Origin of the sequence: Pseudomonas sp. NPDC089752, from assembly GCF_044748725.1 — a bacterium.
Taxonomy (GTDB): Bacteria; Pseudomonadota; Gammaproteobacteria; order Pseudomonadales; family Pseudomonadaceae; genus Aquipseudomonas.
The window spans coordinates 32,975-50,118 of record NZ_JBIVGP010000013.1 but is presented as its reverse complement, the minus strand read 5'-3'; the positions used below and the strand labels follow the sequence as shown (position 1 = coordinate 50,118).

General features: G+C 62.8%; 16 protein-coding genes and 1 pseudogene. 10 read left to right on the top strand and 7 right to left on the bottom strand.

The annotated features are described in order from the left end of the window. Positions 1-74 precede the first annotated feature (74 nt). The 4 genes from ACIPZF_RS20615 to zur form a co-directional block, all read right to left on the bottom strand. Positions 75-782: a PA5502 family lipoprotein gene (locus ACIPZF_RS20615; RefSeq protein ID WP_400802575.1), complete on the bottom strand. Its 708-nt coding sequence runs from the start codon at positions 780-782 to the stop codon at positions 75-77. Between the two features lie 127 nt (positions 783-909). Beyond that, complete coding sequence (znuB, locus tag ACIPZF_RS20610; RefSeq protein ID WP_400802573.1) at positions 910-1,692, bottom strand: zinc ABC transporter permease subunit ZnuB; 783 nt, start codon at positions 1,690-1,692, stop codon at positions 910-912. Next, positions 1,685-2,458: a zinc ABC transporter ATP-binding protein ZnuC gene (gene znuC, locus ACIPZF_RS20605; protein WP_400802572.1), complete on the bottom strand. Its 774-nt coding sequence runs from the start codon at positions 2,456-2,458 to the stop codon at positions 1,685-1,687. The genes znuB and znuC overlap by 8 nt, the downstream gene beginning before the upstream one ends. Continuing rightward, entirely contained in the window at positions 2,455-2,940 is a 486-nt protein-coding gene (gene zur, locus ACIPZF_RS20600) for a zinc uptake transcriptional repressor Zur (protein ID WP_400802570.1), read from the bottom strand. The genes znuC and zur overlap by 4 nt, the downstream gene beginning before the upstream one ends. A gap of 18 nt (positions 2,941-2,958) precedes the next feature. Between zur and ACIPZF_RS20595 the strand changes: the two genes are divergently transcribed. Then, positions 2,959-3,915, top strand: coding sequence for a zinc ABC transporter substrate-binding protein (locus ACIPZF_RS20595; RefSeq protein WP_400802569.1), 957 nt, complete (start codon positions 2,959-2,961; stop codon positions 3,913-3,915). Between the two features lie 95 nt (positions 3,916-4,010). Here ACIPZF_RS20595 and ACIPZF_RS20590 read toward each other — a convergent pair whose 3' ends face one another. Further along, complete coding sequence (locus ACIPZF_RS20590; RefSeq protein ID WP_400802567.1) at positions 4,011-4,961, bottom strand: homoserine kinase; 951 nt, start codon at positions 4,959-4,961, stop codon at positions 4,011-4,013. A gap of 69 nt (positions 4,962-5,030) precedes the next feature. Then, a complete protein-coding gene (locus tag ACIPZF_RS20585) occupies positions 5,031-5,318 on the bottom strand; it encodes a DUF2782 domain-containing protein (RefSeq protein ID WP_015268476.1) in 288 nt (95 codons plus the stop codon). 74 nt (positions 5,319-5,392) lie between these two features. On the opposite strand from ACIPZF_RS20585, the gene polA reads away from it, so the two are divergent. Next, positions 5,393-8,140: a DNA polymerase I gene (polA, locus tag ACIPZF_RS20580; RefSeq protein WP_400802565.1), complete on the top strand. Its 2,748-nt coding sequence runs from the start codon at positions 5,393-5,395 to the stop codon at positions 8,138-8,140. Positions 8,141-8,472: 332 nt separating this feature from the next. Here polA and yihA read toward each other — a convergent pair whose 3' ends face one another. Beyond that, entirely contained in the window at positions 8,473-9,105 is a 633-nt protein-coding gene (yihA, locus tag ACIPZF_RS20575; RefSeq protein ID WP_400802564.1) for a ribosome biogenesis GTP-binding protein YihA/YsxC, read from the bottom strand. Between the two features lie 190 nt (positions 9,106-9,295). Here yihA and ACIPZF_RS20570 point away from each other — a divergent pair, with 190 nt between their 5' ends. The 8 genes and pseudogenes from ACIPZF_RS20570 (at position 9,296) to ACIPZF_RS20535 (ending at position 16,966) form a co-directional block, all read left to right on the top strand. Further along, on the top strand, positions 9,296-9,598 hold the full coding sequence (locus ACIPZF_RS20570; protein WP_400802562.1) for a c-type cytochrome: 303 nt from the start codon (positions 9,296-9,298) through the stop codon (positions 9,596-9,598). 31 nt (positions 9,599-9,629) lie between these two features. Next, positions 9,630-10,247 (top strand): c-type cytochrome, encoded by a 618-nt coding sequence (locus ACIPZF_RS20565; RefSeq protein ID WP_400802561.1) that lies wholly within the window; start codon positions 9,630-9,632, stop codon positions 10,245-10,247. A gap of 154 nt (positions 10,248-10,401) precedes the next feature. After that, positions 10,402-11,037: a thiol:disulfide interchange protein DsbA gene (gene dsbA, locus ACIPZF_RS20560; RefSeq protein WP_400802560.1), complete on the top strand. Its 636-nt coding sequence runs from the start codon at positions 10,402-10,404 to the stop codon at positions 11,035-11,037. A gap of 7 nt (positions 11,038-11,044) precedes the next feature. Continuing rightward, positions 11,045-11,904 (top strand): annotated as a pseudogene (locus ACIPZF_RS20555) (endonuclease/exonuclease/phosphatase family protein). Between the two features lie 100 nt (positions 11,905-12,004). Beyond that, positions 12,005-13,906, top strand: a complete 1,902-nt coding sequence (locus ACIPZF_RS20550) for a diguanylate cyclase (protein WP_400802558.1) — start codon at positions 12,005-12,007, stop codon at positions 13,904-13,906. A gap of 100 nt (positions 13,907-14,006) precedes the next feature. Further along, complete coding sequence (locus ACIPZF_RS20545) at positions 14,007-14,399, top strand: hypothetical protein (protein WP_400802556.1); 393 nt, start codon at positions 14,007-14,009, stop codon at positions 14,397-14,399. An 83-nt stretch (positions 14,400-14,482) separates the two neighbouring features. After that, the gene (locus ACIPZF_RS20540) at positions 14,483-15,259 is read left to right on the top strand and encodes an N-acetylmuramoyl-L-alanine amidase (RefSeq protein WP_400802555.1); all 777 of its coding nucleotides are present in this window, start codon (positions 14,483-14,485) and stop codon (positions 15,257-15,259) included. A gap of 87 nt (positions 15,260-15,346) precedes the next feature. Beyond that, positions 15,347-16,966: an EAL domain-containing protein gene (locus ACIPZF_RS20535; RefSeq protein WP_400802553.1), complete on the top strand. Its 1,620-nt coding sequence runs from the start codon at positions 15,347-15,349 to the stop codon at positions 16,964-16,966. Positions 16,967-17,144: the final 178 nt, after the last annotated feature.

Here is a 17,144-nt window from a genome sequence, read left to right as displayed (position 1 = left end):
CGGGGCAAGCCCGCTCCCACAGGTTTTATGCAACGCCACCAAACCTGTGGGAGCGGGCTTGCCCCGCGAAAGGCTCACCGCTGATGTGGGACCAATACCACCTGCGCCGGCAACTTGCGCTGAATCTCATGCTTCTGTTTCAGCTCAAAGCCGCTGTCGAGCTTGTGAACGCGCTTCTGCAGCAAATTCTTCAACCAAGGCGCATCCTCGGTGCGCGGCACCTGGAACACCACCTCGCACTGATAATTCACCACATCCTTGGCAATCTCATCGAGTTGACGGCGCATGGCCGCGATATCCGTGGTCTTCAGCGCGATCACCGTGCTTGGCGCCGTCGGATCGATCACCCGTGCCTGCGGCTTGGCCGCAGCAGCCTTCAATGCAGCCTCGGCTTTCTCCAGCTCAGCTTTGCGCGCCTGGCTAACCGCATCCCCGCCGGTCACCGCCGGTGCCTGGGGCATCAGTGCACGGGCGCGTGCCAAGGCGGTTGCGGCAGCATTCACATCGCCCTTCTGCAGGACGATCTGGCTGCGCTTGAGATAGGCCTCGGCCAACTGCCGCTGGTATTGCTCCACGCGCGCATCACCAGGCGCTTGCGCCTGCAAGGCAGCGAGCTGGTCCTCGGCGGTGGCCAATTCATTGGTAGTGATACTTTGCTGCAGCTGCTGCCAGGCATCGGCTTGCGCAGGTGCACTGGCCTGCTCGACCGGCGCGCTGGAACACGCGGCCAGGAACAGGGAAAACGCGGCAACAAGCAGATAACGGGATGCGAACGGCTTCATTCCTGCGACTCTCTATTTGCGCAAAAAGCGAGCAAGTCTACACCCAGGTGCGCACGCTCGAAAACAAGTCTTACAGACCATTTACCCATGAAAAGGTTGCAGGGTGTGCCGTGGCACACCCCGGTTTTCAGCGTTTAGGCAGGGCCAGGCTCAGCAAGAATAGCACCGCCGCGCAGACCACGATCGATGGGCCGGCCGGGGTGTCCTTGAACCATGACATGGCCAGGCCGCCACAGACGGCGGTGACCCCAAGCAGGCTGGCGCCCAACGCCATCTGCTCGGGCGAGCGTGCGTGACGCTGCGCCGCAGCGGCCGGAATGATCAGCAAGGAGGTGATCAGCAGTACCCCGACGATCTTCATGGCCACGGCGATCACCACGGCAATCAGCAGCATCAGCGCCAGGCGCAGGCCGGCCACTGGCAAGCCTTCAACCATGGCCAGCTCCTCGTGCACGGTCACCGCCAGCAATGGGCGCCACAAAGCCGCAAGCAGCAGCAGGACCAGCGCGCTGCCGCCGAGGATCCAGGCCAGATCGGTGGTGCTGATGGCCAGCAGGTCGCCGAACAGGTAGGCCATCAGGTCGATGCGCACGTCGTGCATGAAGCTCAGCACCACCAGGCCCAGCGACAGGGTACTCGGGGCGAGGATGCCGAGCAGCGTGTCCGAGGCCAGCGGCTGGCGCTGTTGCAGGGTCACCAGCAGGATTGCCAGCAGCAGGCAGCCCACGGTAACTGCCAGCGCCGGGCTGACGTCCAGCACGAAGCCCATGGCCACGCCCAGCAGCGCGGCGTGCGACAGCGTGTCGCCAAAGTAGGCCATGCGCCGCCACACCACGAAGGAGCCGAGCGGGCCCGCCACCAGCGCCAGGGAAAGACCCGCGAGCAGGGCGTAGAGAAGAAAATCAGCCATGCTTGCAGTGGTCTCCGTGAACATGGGTGCCAGGGGCGACCACCGAGCCATGCAGGTCGTGGCTGTGGTCGTGATGGTGGTGGTAGACGGCCAGGCTCGGTGCGTTCTGGCCGAACAGCTCGACGAACGCCGGGTCGTTGCTGACTTGCTCGGGGTGGCCGGAGCAGCAGACGTGGCGGTTCAGGCAGACCACCTGGTCGGTGGCGCTCATCACCAGGTGCAGGTCGTGCGAGACCATCAGCACGCCGCAGCCATGGCGGTCGCGCAGGCGGGTGATGAGGTTGTACAGCTCGGTCTGGCCGACCACGTCGACGCCTTGCACCGGCTCGTCCAACACCAGCAGCTGCGGCTCGCGCAGCAGCGCCCGGGCCAGCAGCACGCGCTGCATCTCGCCGCCGGAAATGGTCTGGATCGGGCTGTCGATGACCTGTTCGGCGCCGACCTCCTGCAGTGCCGACAAGGCTGCCGCGCGGTCTACGCCGGGCACCAGACGCAGAAAACGCAGCACCGACAGCGGCAGCGTGGCATCCACCTGGATCTTTTGCGGCATGTAGCCGATGCGCAGCTTCGGCTTGCGCCAGACCGTGCCACGGTGCGGCTTGAGCAGCCCGAGCACGGCGCGCACCAGGGTGGTTTTACCGGCGCCGTTGGGGCCGATGAGGGTGACGATCTGGCCTGGGGCCACCGACAGGTCGATGCTGTCGAGCACCGCCTCGCCGCCAAAGGTGACGCCGACCTGTTCCAGGCGGATCAATGCATCGCTCATGCCGCGCCTCGGCAGTTGGCGCACAGGCCGACGATTTCCACTGTTTGCGTTTCGACGCTGAAGCCCACGGTCTTGGCGCTGGCGACGATCGCGTCGCTGATGCTGTCCTGCTCCAGCTCGATGGCCACGTGGCATTCGCGGCAGATCAGGAACTGGCCCTGATGCACATGCTCCGGGTGGCTGCAGCCGATGAAGGCGTTGAGCGAGGCGATGCGGTGCACCAGGCCGTTTTCCAGGAGGAAATCCAGCGCCCGATAAACGGTCGGCGGTGCAGCGCGGCGGCCATCCTGTTCGCTGAGCACGGCCAGGATGTCGTAGGCGCCCAGCGGCTTGTGGCTTTGCCACACCAGCTCCAGCACGCGCTTGCGCAGCGCGGTCAGGCGCAGGCCCTGGCGGGTGCACAGCACCTCGGCCTCGGCCAGGGCGCTGTGCACGCAATGGGAATGATCGTGGGGACGGTGAGCCAGCGGCGTGATGGACATGGGCAGCGACGGTTCTGGATGGAGACGTTATTATGTTACCTGTTTCTGACGACCCGAGTATTCACCGTGTCCCGATTCCTTGTGCTTTTTGTCGCTTTCATCGCCTGTTCGGCGCAGGCCGACGTGCGTGTGCTGACCAGTATCAAACCGCTGCAGCAGATTGCCGCCGCCGTGCAGGACGGGGTCGGCAGCCCTGAAGTGCTGCTGCCGCCCGGCGCTTCGCCGCACCATTACGCCCTGCGCCCGTCCGATGTGCGCCGCGTCGGCGATGCCGACCTGCTGTACTGGATTGGCCCGGACATGGAGAACTTCCTGCCCCGGGTGCTGGGTAGTCGCAGCAAGCCAACGGTGGCCGTGCAGTCGCTGGAGGGCATGCAATTGCGCCACTTCGGCGAGGACAGCCACTCCCACGAAGGTGACGACCACGACGATCACGACCATGATCATCGACCCGGCAGCCTGGACGCGCACTTGTGGTTGTCGTCGGTTAACGCGCGGGTCATCGCGGCGAAAATGGCGGCGGACCTGGCGGCGGCGGACCCTGCCAATGCATCGCGCTACCAGCGCAATCTGAAGGCCTTCACCGAACGCCTCGATGGCCTGGATGCACGTATCAAGGCGCGAGTCGCGGCTATTGCCGACAAGCCGTATTTCGTGTTCCACGAAGCGTTCGATTACTTCGAGTCGGCTTATGGGCTGAAGCATACCGGCGTGTTCAGTGTGGCGGCCGAAGTGCAGCCGGGGGCGCAGCATGTCGCGGCGATGCGCAAGCGGCTGCAGGAAGTGGGCAAGACCTGTGTGTTCAGTGAGCCGCCGATCAGGCCGCGTTTGGCTGAAACGCTGACGGCGGGGTTGCCGGTGCGGTTGGCGGAGCTGGATGCCTTGGGTGGCACCGATCCTGTGGATGCCAAGGGGTATGAGCGGTTGCTGGATAAGCTGGGCAATGATCTGGTGGGGTGTCTGGAGCAGCTCTAGTGTCTGCATCGGCCTCTTCGCGGGGCAAGCCCGCTCCCACAGAGTGCGCTGAACCCTGTGGGAGCGGGCTTGCCCCGCGAAGAGGTCGCCGCAATCTACAAGGCGAACGGCAGGTGCAAAGCCACCTGCTGGCGCTGCGCCAAGCGCACCTCGAACTCGCTCGGGTCATGGATCATCACGTCCATCCCGGCAAACGATTCGGCCGCGATCAACCGCGACAGCCAGAACCGCACGCACCCTACCCGCAACATTTCCGGCCACAGCTCGGCCTCGGCGGCGGTGAACGGCCGCAGCGCCGCGTAGGCCGCCAGCAGTGCCTGGGCGCGGGGCACATCGATCGCGCCGTGTTCGTCCAGGCACCAGTCGTTCACGGTGATGGCGATGTCATACAGCATCGGCCCCGAGCAGGCGTTGTAGAAATCGATCACGCCAGTCAGGTGTGTACCTTCGAACATCACGTTGTCACGGAACAGGTCGGCATGCAGGTTGGCCCGTGGCAAAGCCAGGATCTGCGCCTTGTGCGCGGTGATCTCGGCCAGCGCCGGCTGCAGCAGCGCGGCCTGTTCGACGCTCAGGCGCGGCATCAGCTCGGCGCCGGACGCCAGCATCCAGTCCAGGCCGCGGTCGGTCTTGCGCTCGATGACTTTGTCGCGAGTGGCCAGGTGGATGTGCGCCAGCAGTTCGCCAACCTGGGCGCAGTGCTGGTTGTTCGGCGCCTTGATGTGCTTGCCCGACAGCCGCGGCTGCAGCAGCGCCGGCTTGCCGCACAGCTCGCGCAGGCCATTGCCGTCGCGGTCGCGGATGGCGTACGGCACCGGCATGTCGGCATCGTGCAAGGTGTCGAGCAGCTCGATGAAGAACGGCATGTCCTCGCTGGGCCCGCGCTCGATCAGCGTCAGCACGAACTCCCCCTGTTCGAGGCTGACGAAGAAGTTGCTGTTCTCGGTGCCGGCGGCGATGCCCTGGAAGTCGAGCAGACGGCCCAGCTGATAGGGCGCCAGAAAGGTTTCCAGCTCAGGCCGGGTCACGGGGGTGAAGACTGACATGATGAAAAAATGCCCATACGGGCACTTCCGCCGGGAAGTGCCGGGTTGATGTGAACGGTGCGCGTCAGATTACCACTCGAAGATCTTCCAGGACGGGATCAACATGTCCGGTTGGTCGGAACGAATGAAATTGCCATCGGAGCCATCGGCGCGTACCAGAAAATAAGGCTTGCCGTTTTTCGGCGTGATCTTGATCGCATACAGGAAGCCGTTCTGCCGGTATTCCTGGATGGTTTTATCGCCTTCCGTGCGAATGGTCACCTCGGGATCTGCCGAGGGGGCGTCTTCCGCCGCCAGGGTGACGACAGGCATGGTTGCCAACAGGCCGAGCAGTAACAGGCGATTGAGTGTACGCATGATAACCTTGTCCCTTTGTCGTCATTGATCCGGCTATTCTAGCTCCGGACCCGCCGAAAAGGTTGATTCTGCTCATGAGCCAAGCGCCCCTCGTCCTGGTGGACGGTTCCTCCTACCTCTACCGCGCCTTCCACGCGCTGCCGCCGCTGACCACCTCCAAGGGCATGCCCACCGGCGCGGTCAAGGGTGTGCTGAACATGCTCAAGAGCCTGCGCAAGCAATACCCCGACAGCCTGTTCGCGGTGGTTTTCGACGCCAAGGGCGGCACCTTCCGCGATGCGATGTTCGCCGAATACAAGGCCAACCGCCCGAGCATGCCCGATGACCTGCGGGTGCAGGTCGAGCCGCTGCATGCCAGCGTCAAGGCGCTGGGCTACCCGCTGCTGTGCGTCGAGGGCGTCGAGGCCGATGACGTGATCGGCACCCTGGCCCGCAGTAGCGCGGCCCAAGGCCGGTCGGTGATCATCTCGACCGGTGACAAGGACATGGCGCAGCTGGTGGACGGTCACGTCACCCTGGTCAACACCATGACCGGCAGTGTGCTGGACGTGGCCGGCGTACACGAGAAGTTCGGCGTCGGCCCGGAACACATCATCGACTTCCTCGCCCTGATGGGCGACAAGGTCGACAACATCCCTGGCGTGCCGGGGGTAGGTGAAAAAACCGCAGTCGGCCTGTTGACCGGCATCGGCGGTGGGCTAAGCGACCTGTACGCCAACCTCGACAAGGTGCCGACGCTGGCCATCCGTGGCGCCAAGACGTTGCCTGCCAAACTCGAAGAGCACCGCGATGCGGCGTTCATGTCCTACGAGCTGGCAACCATCAAGTGCGACGTGCCGCTGGACGTCGAAGTCGAGGCACTGGTGTGCGGCGAGCCGGACCGCGAGGCGCTGCTGGCGCTGTACACCGAGATGGAATTCAAGAGCTGGATCGCCGATGTGCAGCGTGACGCAGCCAGATCCGGCGCAGAAGTTGCGCCGGTTGACGAGCCTGTGGATAAGGTCGAGCCAAAATACGAGACCATTCTCGACCAGGCGCGCTTCGACGCCTGGCTGGAGAAGCTGCGCCAGGCACCGCTGTTCGCCTTCGACACCGAGACCACCAGCCTGGATGCGCAGAAGGCGCAGCTGGTTGGCCTGTCGTTCGCAGTCGAACCGCATGAAGCGGCCTATGTGCCGCTGGCCCACGATTATGAAGGTGCGCCCGCTCAGCTGGACCGTGAAGCCGTGCTCCTGGCCTTGAAACCGCTGCTGGAAGACCCGGCCAAGGCCAAGGTCGGGCAGAATGCCAAGTACGACATCAATATCCTCGCCAATGGCACGCCGGCCATCCACATGCAGGGCGTGGCCTTCGACACCATGCTCGAGTCGTACGTGCTCAACTCCACCGCCACCCGTCACGACATGGACAGCCTGGCGCAGAAGTACCTCGACCATGCCACCATCTCGTTCGAAGACATCGCCGGCAAAGGCGCCAAGCAGCTGACCTTCAACCAGATCCACCTGGACAAGGCCGGCCCTTACGCCGCCGAAGATGCCGACATCACCTTGCGCCTGCACCAGGCGTTGCAGGCGCGCCTGGCCAAGACCCCGAGCGTGCAGCCGGTGCTGATGGACATCGAGATGCCGCTGGTGCCGGTGCTGGCCAGGATCGAGCGCCAGGGTGCGCTGGTCGATGCCGCCTTGCTGCAGGTGCAGAGTGGTGAGCTGGGCGTGAAGATGGCCGAACTGGAAAAGCGCGCCTACGAGCTGGCCGGCGAAGAATTCAACCTCGGCTCGCCCAAGCAGCTGGGCGCTATTCTTTACGACAAGCTGGGCATGCCAGTGCTGAGCAAGACCGCCAAAGGCCAGCCGTCCACTGCCGAAGCCGTGCTCGACGATTTGGCCCTGCAGGGCTATCCGCTGCCCGAAGTACTGATGCAGTACCGCAGCCTGAGCAAGCTCAAGAGCACCTATACCGACAAACTGCCTGGCCAGATCAACCCCCGCACCGGGCGCATCCACACCTCTTACCAGCAGGCCGTGGCGGCCACCGGGCGTTTGTCGTCGAGCGATCCGAACCTGCAGAACATCCCGATTCGCACTGCCGAGGGCCGGCGCATTCGCCAGGCCTTCGTCGCCAGCCCAGGCTACAAGTTGCTGGCGGCGGACTATTCGCAGATCGAACTGCGCATCATGGCTCATCTGGCCAAGGACGAAGGGCTGCTGCATGCCTTCCGCAACGACCTGGACGTGCACCGCGCCACGGCGGCGGAAGTGTTCGGCGTGGCCCTGGAAGCGGTCACCACCGACCAGCGTCGCAGCGCCAAGGCCATCAACTTCGGCTTGATCTACGGCATGAGCGCGTTCGGCCTGGCCAAGCAGATCGGCGTCGACCGCAAGCAGTCCCAGGACTACATCGACCGCTATTTCGCCCGCTACCCTGGCGTGCTGGCCTACATGGAACGCACTCGCGCCCAGGCCGCCGAGCAAGGTTTCGTCGAAACGCTGTTCGGCCGCCGTCTGTACCTGCCGGACATCAATGCCAAGAACCCGGCCCTGCGCAAAGGCGCCGAACGCACGGCGATCAACGCGCCGATGCAGGGCACCGCCGCCGACATCATCAAGCGGGCGATGGTCAGCGTCGACAACTGGCTGAGCGCGAGCGGGCTGGATGCTCGGGTGATCCTGCAGGTGCACGATGAACTGGTGCTGGAAGTGCGCGAAGACTTGCTGGAGCAGGTGAAAGATGAAATTCGTGGGCACATGAGCAGCGCCGCGCAACTGGATGTGCCGCTGCTGGTCGAAGTAGGTGTTGGTTCGAATTGGGATGAAGCTCACTGATTGAGCTGAGAAACCTGTTTAGGATCCGGGTTGTAGTGATGCGGACCCTGGCATGGCTCGATGCCATTAGTTCCGAGGTTTCATGAAACTATCGCAAATAGTTTTGAGGGCGTCGGAACTAAACCGGTGAAACGGAACTCAGAGTAACTGAATGGCTGGTGAAGCCTTTCGATGCTCCTATGTTGTGTTAAGTGTTGGCAGATACCTGGACCCCGCCCTAGCGGTCCAGACTTGAACCCCGAACTTCCCCCTCCCCATACGAAGTCCGGGGTTTTTTTTGCCCGGAATTTGACCCTGGGCCTGCAGGCAAGCCCAGGGGTATGGGTCAGCCTTTACTCAGCAGGCTTGTCTTCCAGTTCCATCCAGCCCGCCAGCACGCGGTAGGCCTCTTCCAGCCCTTGGCGTTTAGGCGCCGAGAACAGCTGAATGGTCGCAGCGTCGCCCCAGCCTTTGCGAATTTCCGACTGCACCTTGAGCAAGGTGTTCTTGCCCGCGCCGTGGGTCAGCTTGTCGGCCTTGGTCAGCAGGATGTGCATGGGCATGCGACTGGCTTTGGCCCAGTCGAGCATCATCTTGTCGAAGTCGGTCATCGGGTGGCGCACATCCATCATCAGGATCACGCCGCGCAGGCACTCACGGCCGCCCAGGTAGGCCTCCAGGTGCTTTTGCCAGTGTTGCTTGAGCGGGATCGGGACTTTTGCATAACCGTAGCCCGGCAGGTCGACCAAACGCCGTTCATCGTCCAGACTGAAGAAATTCAACAGCTGGGTGCGCCCTGGAGTTTTCGAGGTACGCGCCAGGCTGGCATGAGTCAGGGTGTTGAGGGCGCTGGATTTGCCGGCGTTGGAACGGCCGGCGAAGGCCACCTCGTAACCCTGGTCGTCCGGGCATTGTTCGACCTTGGCAGCGCTGAGGGCGAATGTGGCTTTCTGGCAGAGGCCGAGGATGGGGTTCTTGACTTGCATGGGATATCCGATGTGGGTGTTGCCAAAGCCTAGGCCAGGCGGTGTCGTTTCCGTTTGGTTGGCGGAAGTATATAATGCCCCAGTTTTTGTGTGCCCATTCTCCCAGCGAAGGAGAGCGGGCATGGGGTGCCGAACTATAGCTTGCGCATCAGAACGCAGCGCGTCCCCCAACCCTGTCAGGTCGTTTCGCATGGCGAAATGGCTGCTAGCTGTCGGTATGTTCCTGCCGTTTTTCAGCGCACAGGCTACACAGGATCCCGAGGCGTTGTACAACCGCACGTGTGCGGCCTGTCACGCCGGGCAGTTGCCGCAGGCACCCAAGCGGGGTGATCGGGCAGCTTGGGAGCCAAGGCTGGCGCAAGGCATGGAGGTACTCATGGCGCATGTTACACAGGGTTTCAAGGCTATGCCGCCGCGTGGATTGTGCATGGACTGCAGTGCCGAGGACTACCGTTTGGTCATCCTTTGGATGAGCGGCAGTCCCGATACATAACATTTCACCCTTAGCCGTGTTGGATTAGCTGATGAACAAACTAGTCGTGAGTCTGCTGTTGACCCTGGGTGTCGCAGGTGCGGCCACTGCTGCGGAGCCCATCAAAGGCGATGCCGCCGCCGGCCAGGCCAAGACCGCCGTCTGTGGTGCCTGCCACAACCCCGACGGCAATAGCCTGGCGCCGAACTTCCCGAAGCTGGCCGGCCAGGGCCAGCGCTATCTGTTGAAACAACTGCACGAAATCAAGGACGGCAAGCGTGTCGTGCTGGAAATGACCGGCATGCTGACCGCCTTCAATGACCAGGATCTGGCCGATATCGCGGCCTATTTCCATAGCCAGAAAGGCAGCGTGGGCGCCGCCGATCCCAAGCTGGTCGAACGCGGCCGGGCATTGTTCAACGGCGGTGACGTGGAGAAAGGCCTGCCCGCTTGTACCGGCTGCCACTCGCCCAATGGCGCAGGTCTCGCGCTGGCCGGCTTCCCGCACCTGGGGGGGCAGCATTCGCAGTACGTGACCAAGCAGCTCACCGATTTCCGTGAAGGCAACCGCACCAACGATGGTGACGCGATGACCATGCGCACGATCGCCGGCAAGCTCAGCAACCACGACATCGAAGCCTTGGCCAGCTACATCCAGGGCCTGCATTAACATTCGGTTAATGCAGCAACGCTAATGATGAAAGGGCGGCGCGGACCGCCCTTTTTTCTGTCCGCTGCCGTTACACTACAGAACTCGGGCCCTTCTCGACCTGTCTCAATACAGGTCGGTGTCGAGGCGACCAATGATTGCTCAGGAGTAAAGCATGCGTAAACTGATTCTCAGCGCTGCGCTGGTCGCCGCCAGCGTGTTCGGTATGGCCGCCGTTCAGGCCGCAGAGCCTGCCACGGCTGGCAAGGAATACCTCGAGCTGAGTAACCCTGTTCCGGTATCCGTTCCCGGCAAGATCGAAGTGGTCGAGTTGTTCTGGTACGGCTGCCCACACTGCTATCACTTCGAGCCAGTGATCAACCCATGGGTTGAGAAATTGCCGAAGGACGTCAACTTCAAGCGCGTGCCCGCCATGTTCGGCGGCCCATGGGATGCCCACGGCCAGATGTTCCTCACCCTCGAAGCCATGGGTGTCGAACACAAGGTTCATGCGGCAGTGTTCGATGCCATCCAGAACCAGCGCAAGCGCCTGACCGACCCTCAGGACATGGCTGACTTCCTCGCCACCCAGGGTGTCGACAAGGACAAGTTCCTCGCCACCTTCAACTCGTTCGCCATCAAGGGCCAGGTCAACCAGGCCAAGGAGCTGGCCAAGAAGTATGAAATCACCGGCGTGCCGAGCATGGTCGTCAACGGCAAGTACCGCTTCGACCTGGGCACCGCTCAAGGTCCGGAAGGCGTGCTGAATGTCGCCGACCAGCTGATCGAGAAGGAGCGCGCCGCTAAGTAAGCGGCGCATCCCATGCCCCGCTTCAGAACCACGCGTGGCATTGGCCTGCACCAGCCGCAGGTCAACGAGCATCATCTGCAGGCCAACGGCCTGCCGGAAGATGGTCGCCTGCGGTTGCTCAGCTTCAATATCCAGGTCGGCATCAGTACCGAGCGCTACCGGCACTACCTGACCCGCAGCTGGCAGCATCTGCTGCCCCACACCGGGCGTGCCGGTAACCTGCAGAAGATCGGCGACCTGCTCAACGACTTCGACCTTGTGGCTCTGCAGGAAGCCGACGGCGGCAGCCTGCGCTCAGGCTTCGTCAATCAAGTCGAGCACTTGGCCCAGCTGGGGGGCTTCCCCTACTGGTACCAGCAGCTCAACCGCAACCTCGGGCGTTTCGCCCAGCACAGCAATGGCGTGCTCAGCCGCCTCAAGCCGCACCTCCTTGAAGATCACCCGCTCCCCGGCCCTTCCGGTCGTGGTGCGATTCTGGTGCGATTCGGCGAGGGCGACGATGCGCTGATCGTGGTCATGATGCATCTGGCACTGGGCGCCAAGACCCGCGCCCGTCAGCTGGCCTACATCCGCGAGCTGATTGGTGGCTACCGCCATCAGGTGCTGATGGGCGACATGAACACCCATGCCAACGACCTGCTCGACCACTCTCCCCTGCGCGATCTGGGGCTGATCGCCCCCCAGGTCGAAGCCACCTTCCCCAGCTGGCGCCCGCAGCGCTGCCTGGACCATATCCTGCTCAGCCCCAGCCTGACCCTGGAACGGGTCGAGGTGTTGGCACAGCCGATTTCCGACCATCTCCCGGTCGCCGTAGAGATCCGATTGCCTGATGCATTGACTGTGGATACGCTGCCGGTCTTGAGTTAGATCAGTAAGCGCACGCTTGGCCCTCAAGTGTCCGGGCCGTGCGCCGACAGCGTTCATTACAGCCCAATAAACAGATGCATCACCCGTCGCGGATCCAGGCATGACCGAAGAAGCCGAGCGCTGGAAAGAAAAATACCTCAAAAGCATCGAGCAGCAGGAAAAGCTCGAAAGACGCTGGGAAGCGCGCCTCGACTTGCTGCGCCGAGGCCTGGTGCGCAGTAGCCTGGCCGCTGAAGGCAGCGACAAGGCTGTGGATGCGTGCATGAAGGAAATGCGCGACGTCATCCGCAGCGACAGCATGGACGCAGGCCTCGCCGGGCTGATCCCGCGGCTTGAAAAGGCCGTGCTGGACTCCGAGCAGCGCCGCGAAACGCGCATGAATCAGGTCAGTGACGCGCTGACTGCGCTGGTCACTCAGCTGCAAGGCTTGCCGCTGCCCGGCGAAGTTTCGCGACCTTTGAAGAAACTGGCGAAAAAACTCGATGGCGGGGTCAGCCAGTCACGCGAGCTGCCGCCGCTGCTGGGTGAGCTCAGCGGTTTGCAGGGCCGTGCGCTGTCATCGTTGAGCAAGCCGGACGAACACGCCAAACCCGGTATTCTGCAGCGGTTGTTCGGCCATCGTGACAACGAACCTCAGGCTGACACCGACGCCCCTCCTGCACCTTTACTTATTGTTCCCCCGGCTGAGCCGCAGGCTCTGCAGGAAGGTCCCGTGCTGGTGGATTTGCCGCCACGGGATGTCGACGAGCTGCGTCCATTGGCAGAGCCTGTAGCTTCACAGCCTGAGCAAGAGGTGCCGGAGCCCCTTACAGTCGATCCAGCGCTAGAAGTCGAACCCGAGCCGCCAGCACAAGAGGCCGAAGCACTCGAGACGGCATCGACAACTGCCGAGCCGCCATTGGCTGAAACCTTCGGCGAGGATGGCCCCTATGCCCTCCCTGACGCCGTCGAACCCCCTTATAGCCAGGTTGCCGCGCACATCGAGCAAACCCTGATCGGTCTGCTCGACGACCTCAGCCTGCCAGAGCGGCACAAGGCCCAAGCCCTGGAAATGCGCGAGCGGGTGGCGCGCGGGCTGAACTGGTATGAGCTGATCCCGGTCCTCGACGACCTGGCCGTGCTCATGCTGGCCATCACCGACAGCGGCCAGCACGAATTCGAGACCTACCTGCAGCAGCTCAACGAACGCCTGGACAGCTTCCAGAGCCACTTGCACGAAGCCAGCGCCGGCCATGCTGACAACAGCACCGCGGCCCGCGAACTGGACAGCCAGCTGCGTGAACAGGTCGATGGGCTGCAAAGCAGCGTGCAGGGCGCAGCCGACGTCGACAGCCTCAAGCACATCCTGGAAAACCGCCTGGAAGGCTTGCTGGGCACGATGGACGAACACCAGCACGAGCGTGATCGTCGCGAGCAGGAGCTTGCCGGGCGCCTGCAAGGGTTGGCAGAGCGCGTAGCCAGCATGGAACAAGAGGCCCTGGGTTATCGCGAGCATTTGGAAGAGCAACGCCAGAAGGCGTTGATCGACCCGCTCACTGGCCTGCCCAATCGGGCAGCATGGGCCGAGCAGGTCGAACGCGAACTGCTCGACTGGCAGGAACAGGGTGGCCACTTGGCGATGGCCATACTCGACCTGGACCATTTCAAGCGCATCAACGACAGCTACGGGCACCTGGCCGGCGACAAGGTGCTGAAGATCGTTGCCGACCAACTGCGCAAGCGCCTGCGGGCGCGTGACTTCATCGCCCGGTTTGGTGGTGAGGAGTTCGTTCTCTTGTTGCCACAGACGTCATCTGCGGCAGCTTCCCAGGTCGCCGAGGTGCTGCGCGCGGCCATCGAAGCCTGCCCCTTCCACTTCAAGGGTGAGCGCGTGGTGATAACCGCCTCCATCGGCCTGAGCACGTTCCGCTCGGGCGAGCGCGGCGATCAGGTACTCAAGCGAGCCGATGCTGCGCTGTATCGCGCCAAGGACCACGGCCGCAACTGTGTGGAACTGGCCTAACTATGTACCACACCCCTGAATGACAAGAGGCCGAGACTGGCAGCCAGGCTGTTGAGCCCTCAGCAGCCCTGCCATCGAGCCACTGATTCAGGAGTTGAAAATGAAGAAATGGGTATTGCCACTGATGATCGGCCTGACGTTCCAGGCCAGTGCCATGGCCAAGGAAGTCTTGTGGACTGCGCATATCAGCGCTGACGGCGAGATCCTGCGCGCCTCGCCGAACTGGATCGAAAAAGTGAAGCACACGGCACAAGACAACTACTTCAGCCAATACAAGGTGCTGGTCAACAAGGACGTCGTCGATCAGAACCCCGGATTCTGCTCGGCCTCGGCCATTGACGGCAGCACCGAGCAACGCCTGATGCACGGTCAAGCCCGGGTCATTGGCGTGCCAACCGTCGACGGTGGCGTCACGGTCAATACGCAGCTGGTCGATGTCAACGGGCCCAGCGGAAACAATTCGATGGAATTTCTTTTGATGTGTACGCGCTGAGTCGTTGCCAAAACCGGCTCGCCTGAAAGGGGCTCGTTATACTGTCGCCATCCCGGCTATTTCACCTCGACGTGTCCCTTTCGATGAAAACTTTATTCACAGCGCTGTTACTGCTGACCCTCACGGGTTGTTCCACTGGCCTGCGCATTGACCGCAGCCATCCCTCGGCCAACCAGGACGAACGTATCCAGTTCGTCGTCCTGCACTATACCAACGCCTCCCTGGAACGCTCCCTGGCGCTGCTCACCCATGGCGAGGTCAGCAGCCATTACCTGATTGGCGACGGCCCGGCCACGGTCTATCAATTGGTCGATGAAAGCCGCCGTGCCTGGCATGCCGGTGACAGCCAATGGCAAGGGCGTACCTGGCTGAACTCCAGCTCCATTGGTATCGAGATCGTCAACCCAGGCTTCGATACCACGCCCAGTGGTCGTGTCTGGTACCCGTACAGTGAAGCGCAAATTCAGTCCTTGATCGCGTTGCTCAAGGATATCGTCAAACGCAACAACATCGACCCGCGCCACATCATCGGCCATAGCGACATCGCGCCGCTGCGCAAACTCGACCCGGGGCCATTGTTCCCCTGGAAGCGCCTGGCTGACGCTGGGCTGGGGATTTGGCCAGAAGCCAATGCCGTCGCGCGCCAGCAAGCTTACTTCGAGGTCAACCCGCCCACCATCGGCTGGTATCAGCAGGAACTGGCACGTTTCGGCTACGCCATCGAGCAAACCGGCCAACTGGATGTTGCCACCCGTCATGTGATCGCAGCGTTCCAGATGCGTTTCCGGCCACAACGCTTTGACGGTACGCCCGATGCGCAGACGGCGGCCATGCTCCAGGTGCTTAACCGTATGCGCTGATGTTCGCCGAGTTCACTCGCTCCGCCAAACGGGCAGGCCAATCCGCTCTTCAGTTGCTATACCTTGTAGATCAACTGGATGCTGCCCATGTCGGCTTTGATAACCGCACTGCGCCAATTTTTTTACCGCCCCTGGATGCTGGCTTCATTGGCAGCGTTGGCCAGCGCCGCCGTGTTGCTGACCGCCAGCATCGGCATTGCCCTGCACCAGATGAAGCAGGGCGAGAGTGCGCAGATGAACGCCCAGGGCGAGCGCTTCCTGGACCGCCTGGAGCAGGTGTTCGGCCAGTTACGGGAGGGGGTTGATGATTTACAGTCACAGCCGCTGCGCGGTTGCAGCCCGGCCATGCTTTCGTTGTTGCAGCAGGTGGGTCTGGGCTCACGCTTCATTTATGAAGCGGCCTATGTCGACGCCAACGTCGCCTGCTCCAACCGGGGAGGTGCGAGGGCATTCGTGCCGACCCGCGCGCCGGATATCCAGGGGCCGACCTACAGCTATTGGCTGAATACCACCACCGAACCGAATGAGAATCTGGCCGCGCTGATGCTCGCTCGCGGCAACTTTCTGGTTTCTACCTCGCGTGGGCATCTGACCGACGTGGTCGATCTACCGCCGGGTGGCAGCCTGCTGGTGGTGCTGGACAACGGTACCCGGGCGATCCCGGTACTAGGACCGCCGCAGACCTGGCCACCGGCCAATAACTGGTCACCTTCCAGCTCCACTTTCCTGTACGAACTGCGTGATCGGCTGGTTTACCGCATGCCCACCAAGTCGCCGGACTACCAGCTGGTACTGATCGCCCCGCGCGCCAGCCTGCCGTTGCGCATGAACGGTATGCTCTGGCTGTTGTTCCCCGGGAGCGTGCTGGCGGCCTGCTGCATCGGCTGGCTGGTGCTGCAGCTGATTCTGCAGCGCCGCTCGATGAGCTCGGAGCTGCAGAACGCCCTGCGCCGAGGCGAACTGCAGGTGCTCTACCAACCGATCATGGAATTGGACAGCCGACGCTGCGTGGGTGCCGAAGCACTGGTGCGCTGGCGACGGCCGGATGGCACGCTGACCAGCCCGGATCTGTTCATTCCGCTGGCGGAAAACACCGGGCAGATTCGCCAGATTACCGATTTTGTCTTGCAGCGCGTATTGGAGCAGTTGGGTCAGCTGCTGCGTTCGCACCGCAACCTGTATATCTCCGTGAACCTGGCCGCCTGCGATGTGATGGTCCCGCGGATTGGCCGGGTGGCGGCTCGATTACTGGCGTTGCACCGGGTCGCGGCCAGCCAGATCGCCTTTGAGGTGACCGAGCGCGGTCTGATCGATGTCGTGGTGGCCCGCGACAATCTGCAGGCCCTGCGTTCAGTGGGGCATCAGGTGCTGATCGACGACTTTGGCACTGGCTATTGCAGCCTGGCTTATCTGCAGACCCTGCCGGTGGATTGCCTGAAGATCGACAAGGCCTTCATCGACGCGTTGGGCCACGACGCCGCCAGCAGCGGCGTGGCGCCACACATCATCCGCATGGCCCACGACCTGCATCTGCGGGTGATTGCGGAGGGTATCGAATGCGAGGCCCAGGCGGTGCTGCTCAATAGCGAAGGGGTCAATTACGGCCAGGGCTGGCTATTCGCCCATCCCCTCAATGCCCGCCAGTTCGTCGAGCTGGTGACGCGCGGGCGCCAGGTGCGGCGCCAGCGCATCGATGACGAGCCTTGATTGGCAGTGGGAGCGGCTTCAGCCGCGAACACCGGCAAAGCCGGTGCCATCCACCGCGTCGTTTGCTTCGCGGCTAAAGCCGCTCCCACTGTGTATGCGGCGCTCTGCGCGGCGGTCAAGTCGCAGCATGGATGCAGCGGACCCCTGGTAGGAGCGGCTTCAGCCGCGATCACCGGCA

What these genes read in the sequence shown, in the direction of transcription:
- ACIPZF_RS20570 (WP_400802562.1), top strand. Translation starts at nt 9,296, where the DNA reads ATGGCGAAATGGCTGCTAGCTGTCGGTATGTTCCTGCCGTTTTTCAGC.
- ACIPZF_RS20595 (WP_400802569.1), top strand. Translation starts at nt 2,959, where the DNA reads ATGGAGACGTTATTATGTTACCTGTTTCTGACGACCCGAGTATTCACC.
- znuB (WP_400802573.1), bottom strand. Translation starts at nt 1,692, where the DNA reads ATGGCTGATTTTCTTCTCTACGCCCTGCTCGCGGGTCTTTCCCTGGCG.
- ACIPZF_RS20585 (WP_015268476.1), bottom strand. Translation starts at nt 5,318, where the DNA reads ATGCGTACACTCAATCGCCTGTTACTGCTCGGCCTGTTGGCAACCATG.
- ACIPZF_RS20590 (WP_400802567.1), bottom strand. Translation starts at nt 4,961, where the DNA reads ATGTCAGTCTTCACCCCCGTGACCCGGCCTGAGCTGGAAACCTTTCTG.
- yihA (WP_400802564.1), bottom strand. Translation starts at nt 9,105, where the DNA reads ATGCAAGTCAAGAACCCCATCCTCGGCCTCTGCCAGAAAGCCACATTC.
- zur (WP_400802570.1), bottom strand. Translation starts at nt 2,940, where the DNA reads ATGTCCATCACGCCGCTGGCTCACCGTCCCCACGATCATTCCCATTGC.
- ACIPZF_RS20565 (WP_400802561.1), top strand. Translation starts at nt 9,630, where the DNA reads ATGAACAAACTAGTCGTGAGTCTGCTGTTGACCCTGGGTGTCGCAGGT.
- ACIPZF_RS20615 (WP_400802575.1), bottom strand. Translation starts at nt 782, where the DNA reads ATGAAGCCGTTCGCATCCCGTTATCTGCTTGTTGCCGCGTTTTCCCTG.
- polA (WP_400802565.1), top strand. Translation starts at nt 5,393, where the DNA reads ATGAGCCAAGCGCCCCTCGTCCTGGTGGACGGTTCCTCCTACCTCTAC.
- ACIPZF_RS20535 (WP_400802553.1), top strand. Translation starts at nt 15,347, where the DNA reads ATGTCGGCTTTGATAACCGCACTGCGCCAATTTTTTTACCGCCCCTGG.
- ACIPZF_RS20540 (WP_400802555.1), top strand. Translation starts at nt 14,483, where the DNA reads ATGAAAACTTTATTCACAGCGCTGTTACTGCTGACCCTCACGGGTTGT.
- znuC (WP_400802572.1), bottom strand. Translation starts at nt 2,458, where the DNA reads ATGAGCGATGCATTGATCCGCCTGGAACAGGTCGGCGTCACCTTTGGC.
- ACIPZF_RS20545 (WP_400802556.1), top strand. Translation starts at nt 14,007, where the DNA reads ATGAAGAAATGGGTATTGCCACTGATGATCGGCCTGACGTTCCAGGCC.
- ACIPZF_RS20550 (WP_400802558.1), top strand. Translation starts at nt 12,005, where the DNA reads ATGACCGAAGAAGCCGAGCGCTGGAAAGAAAAATACCTCAAAAGCATC.
- dsbA (WP_400802560.1), top strand. Translation starts at nt 10,402, where the DNA reads ATGCGTAAACTGATTCTCAGCGCTGCGCTGGTCGCCGCCAGCGTGTTC.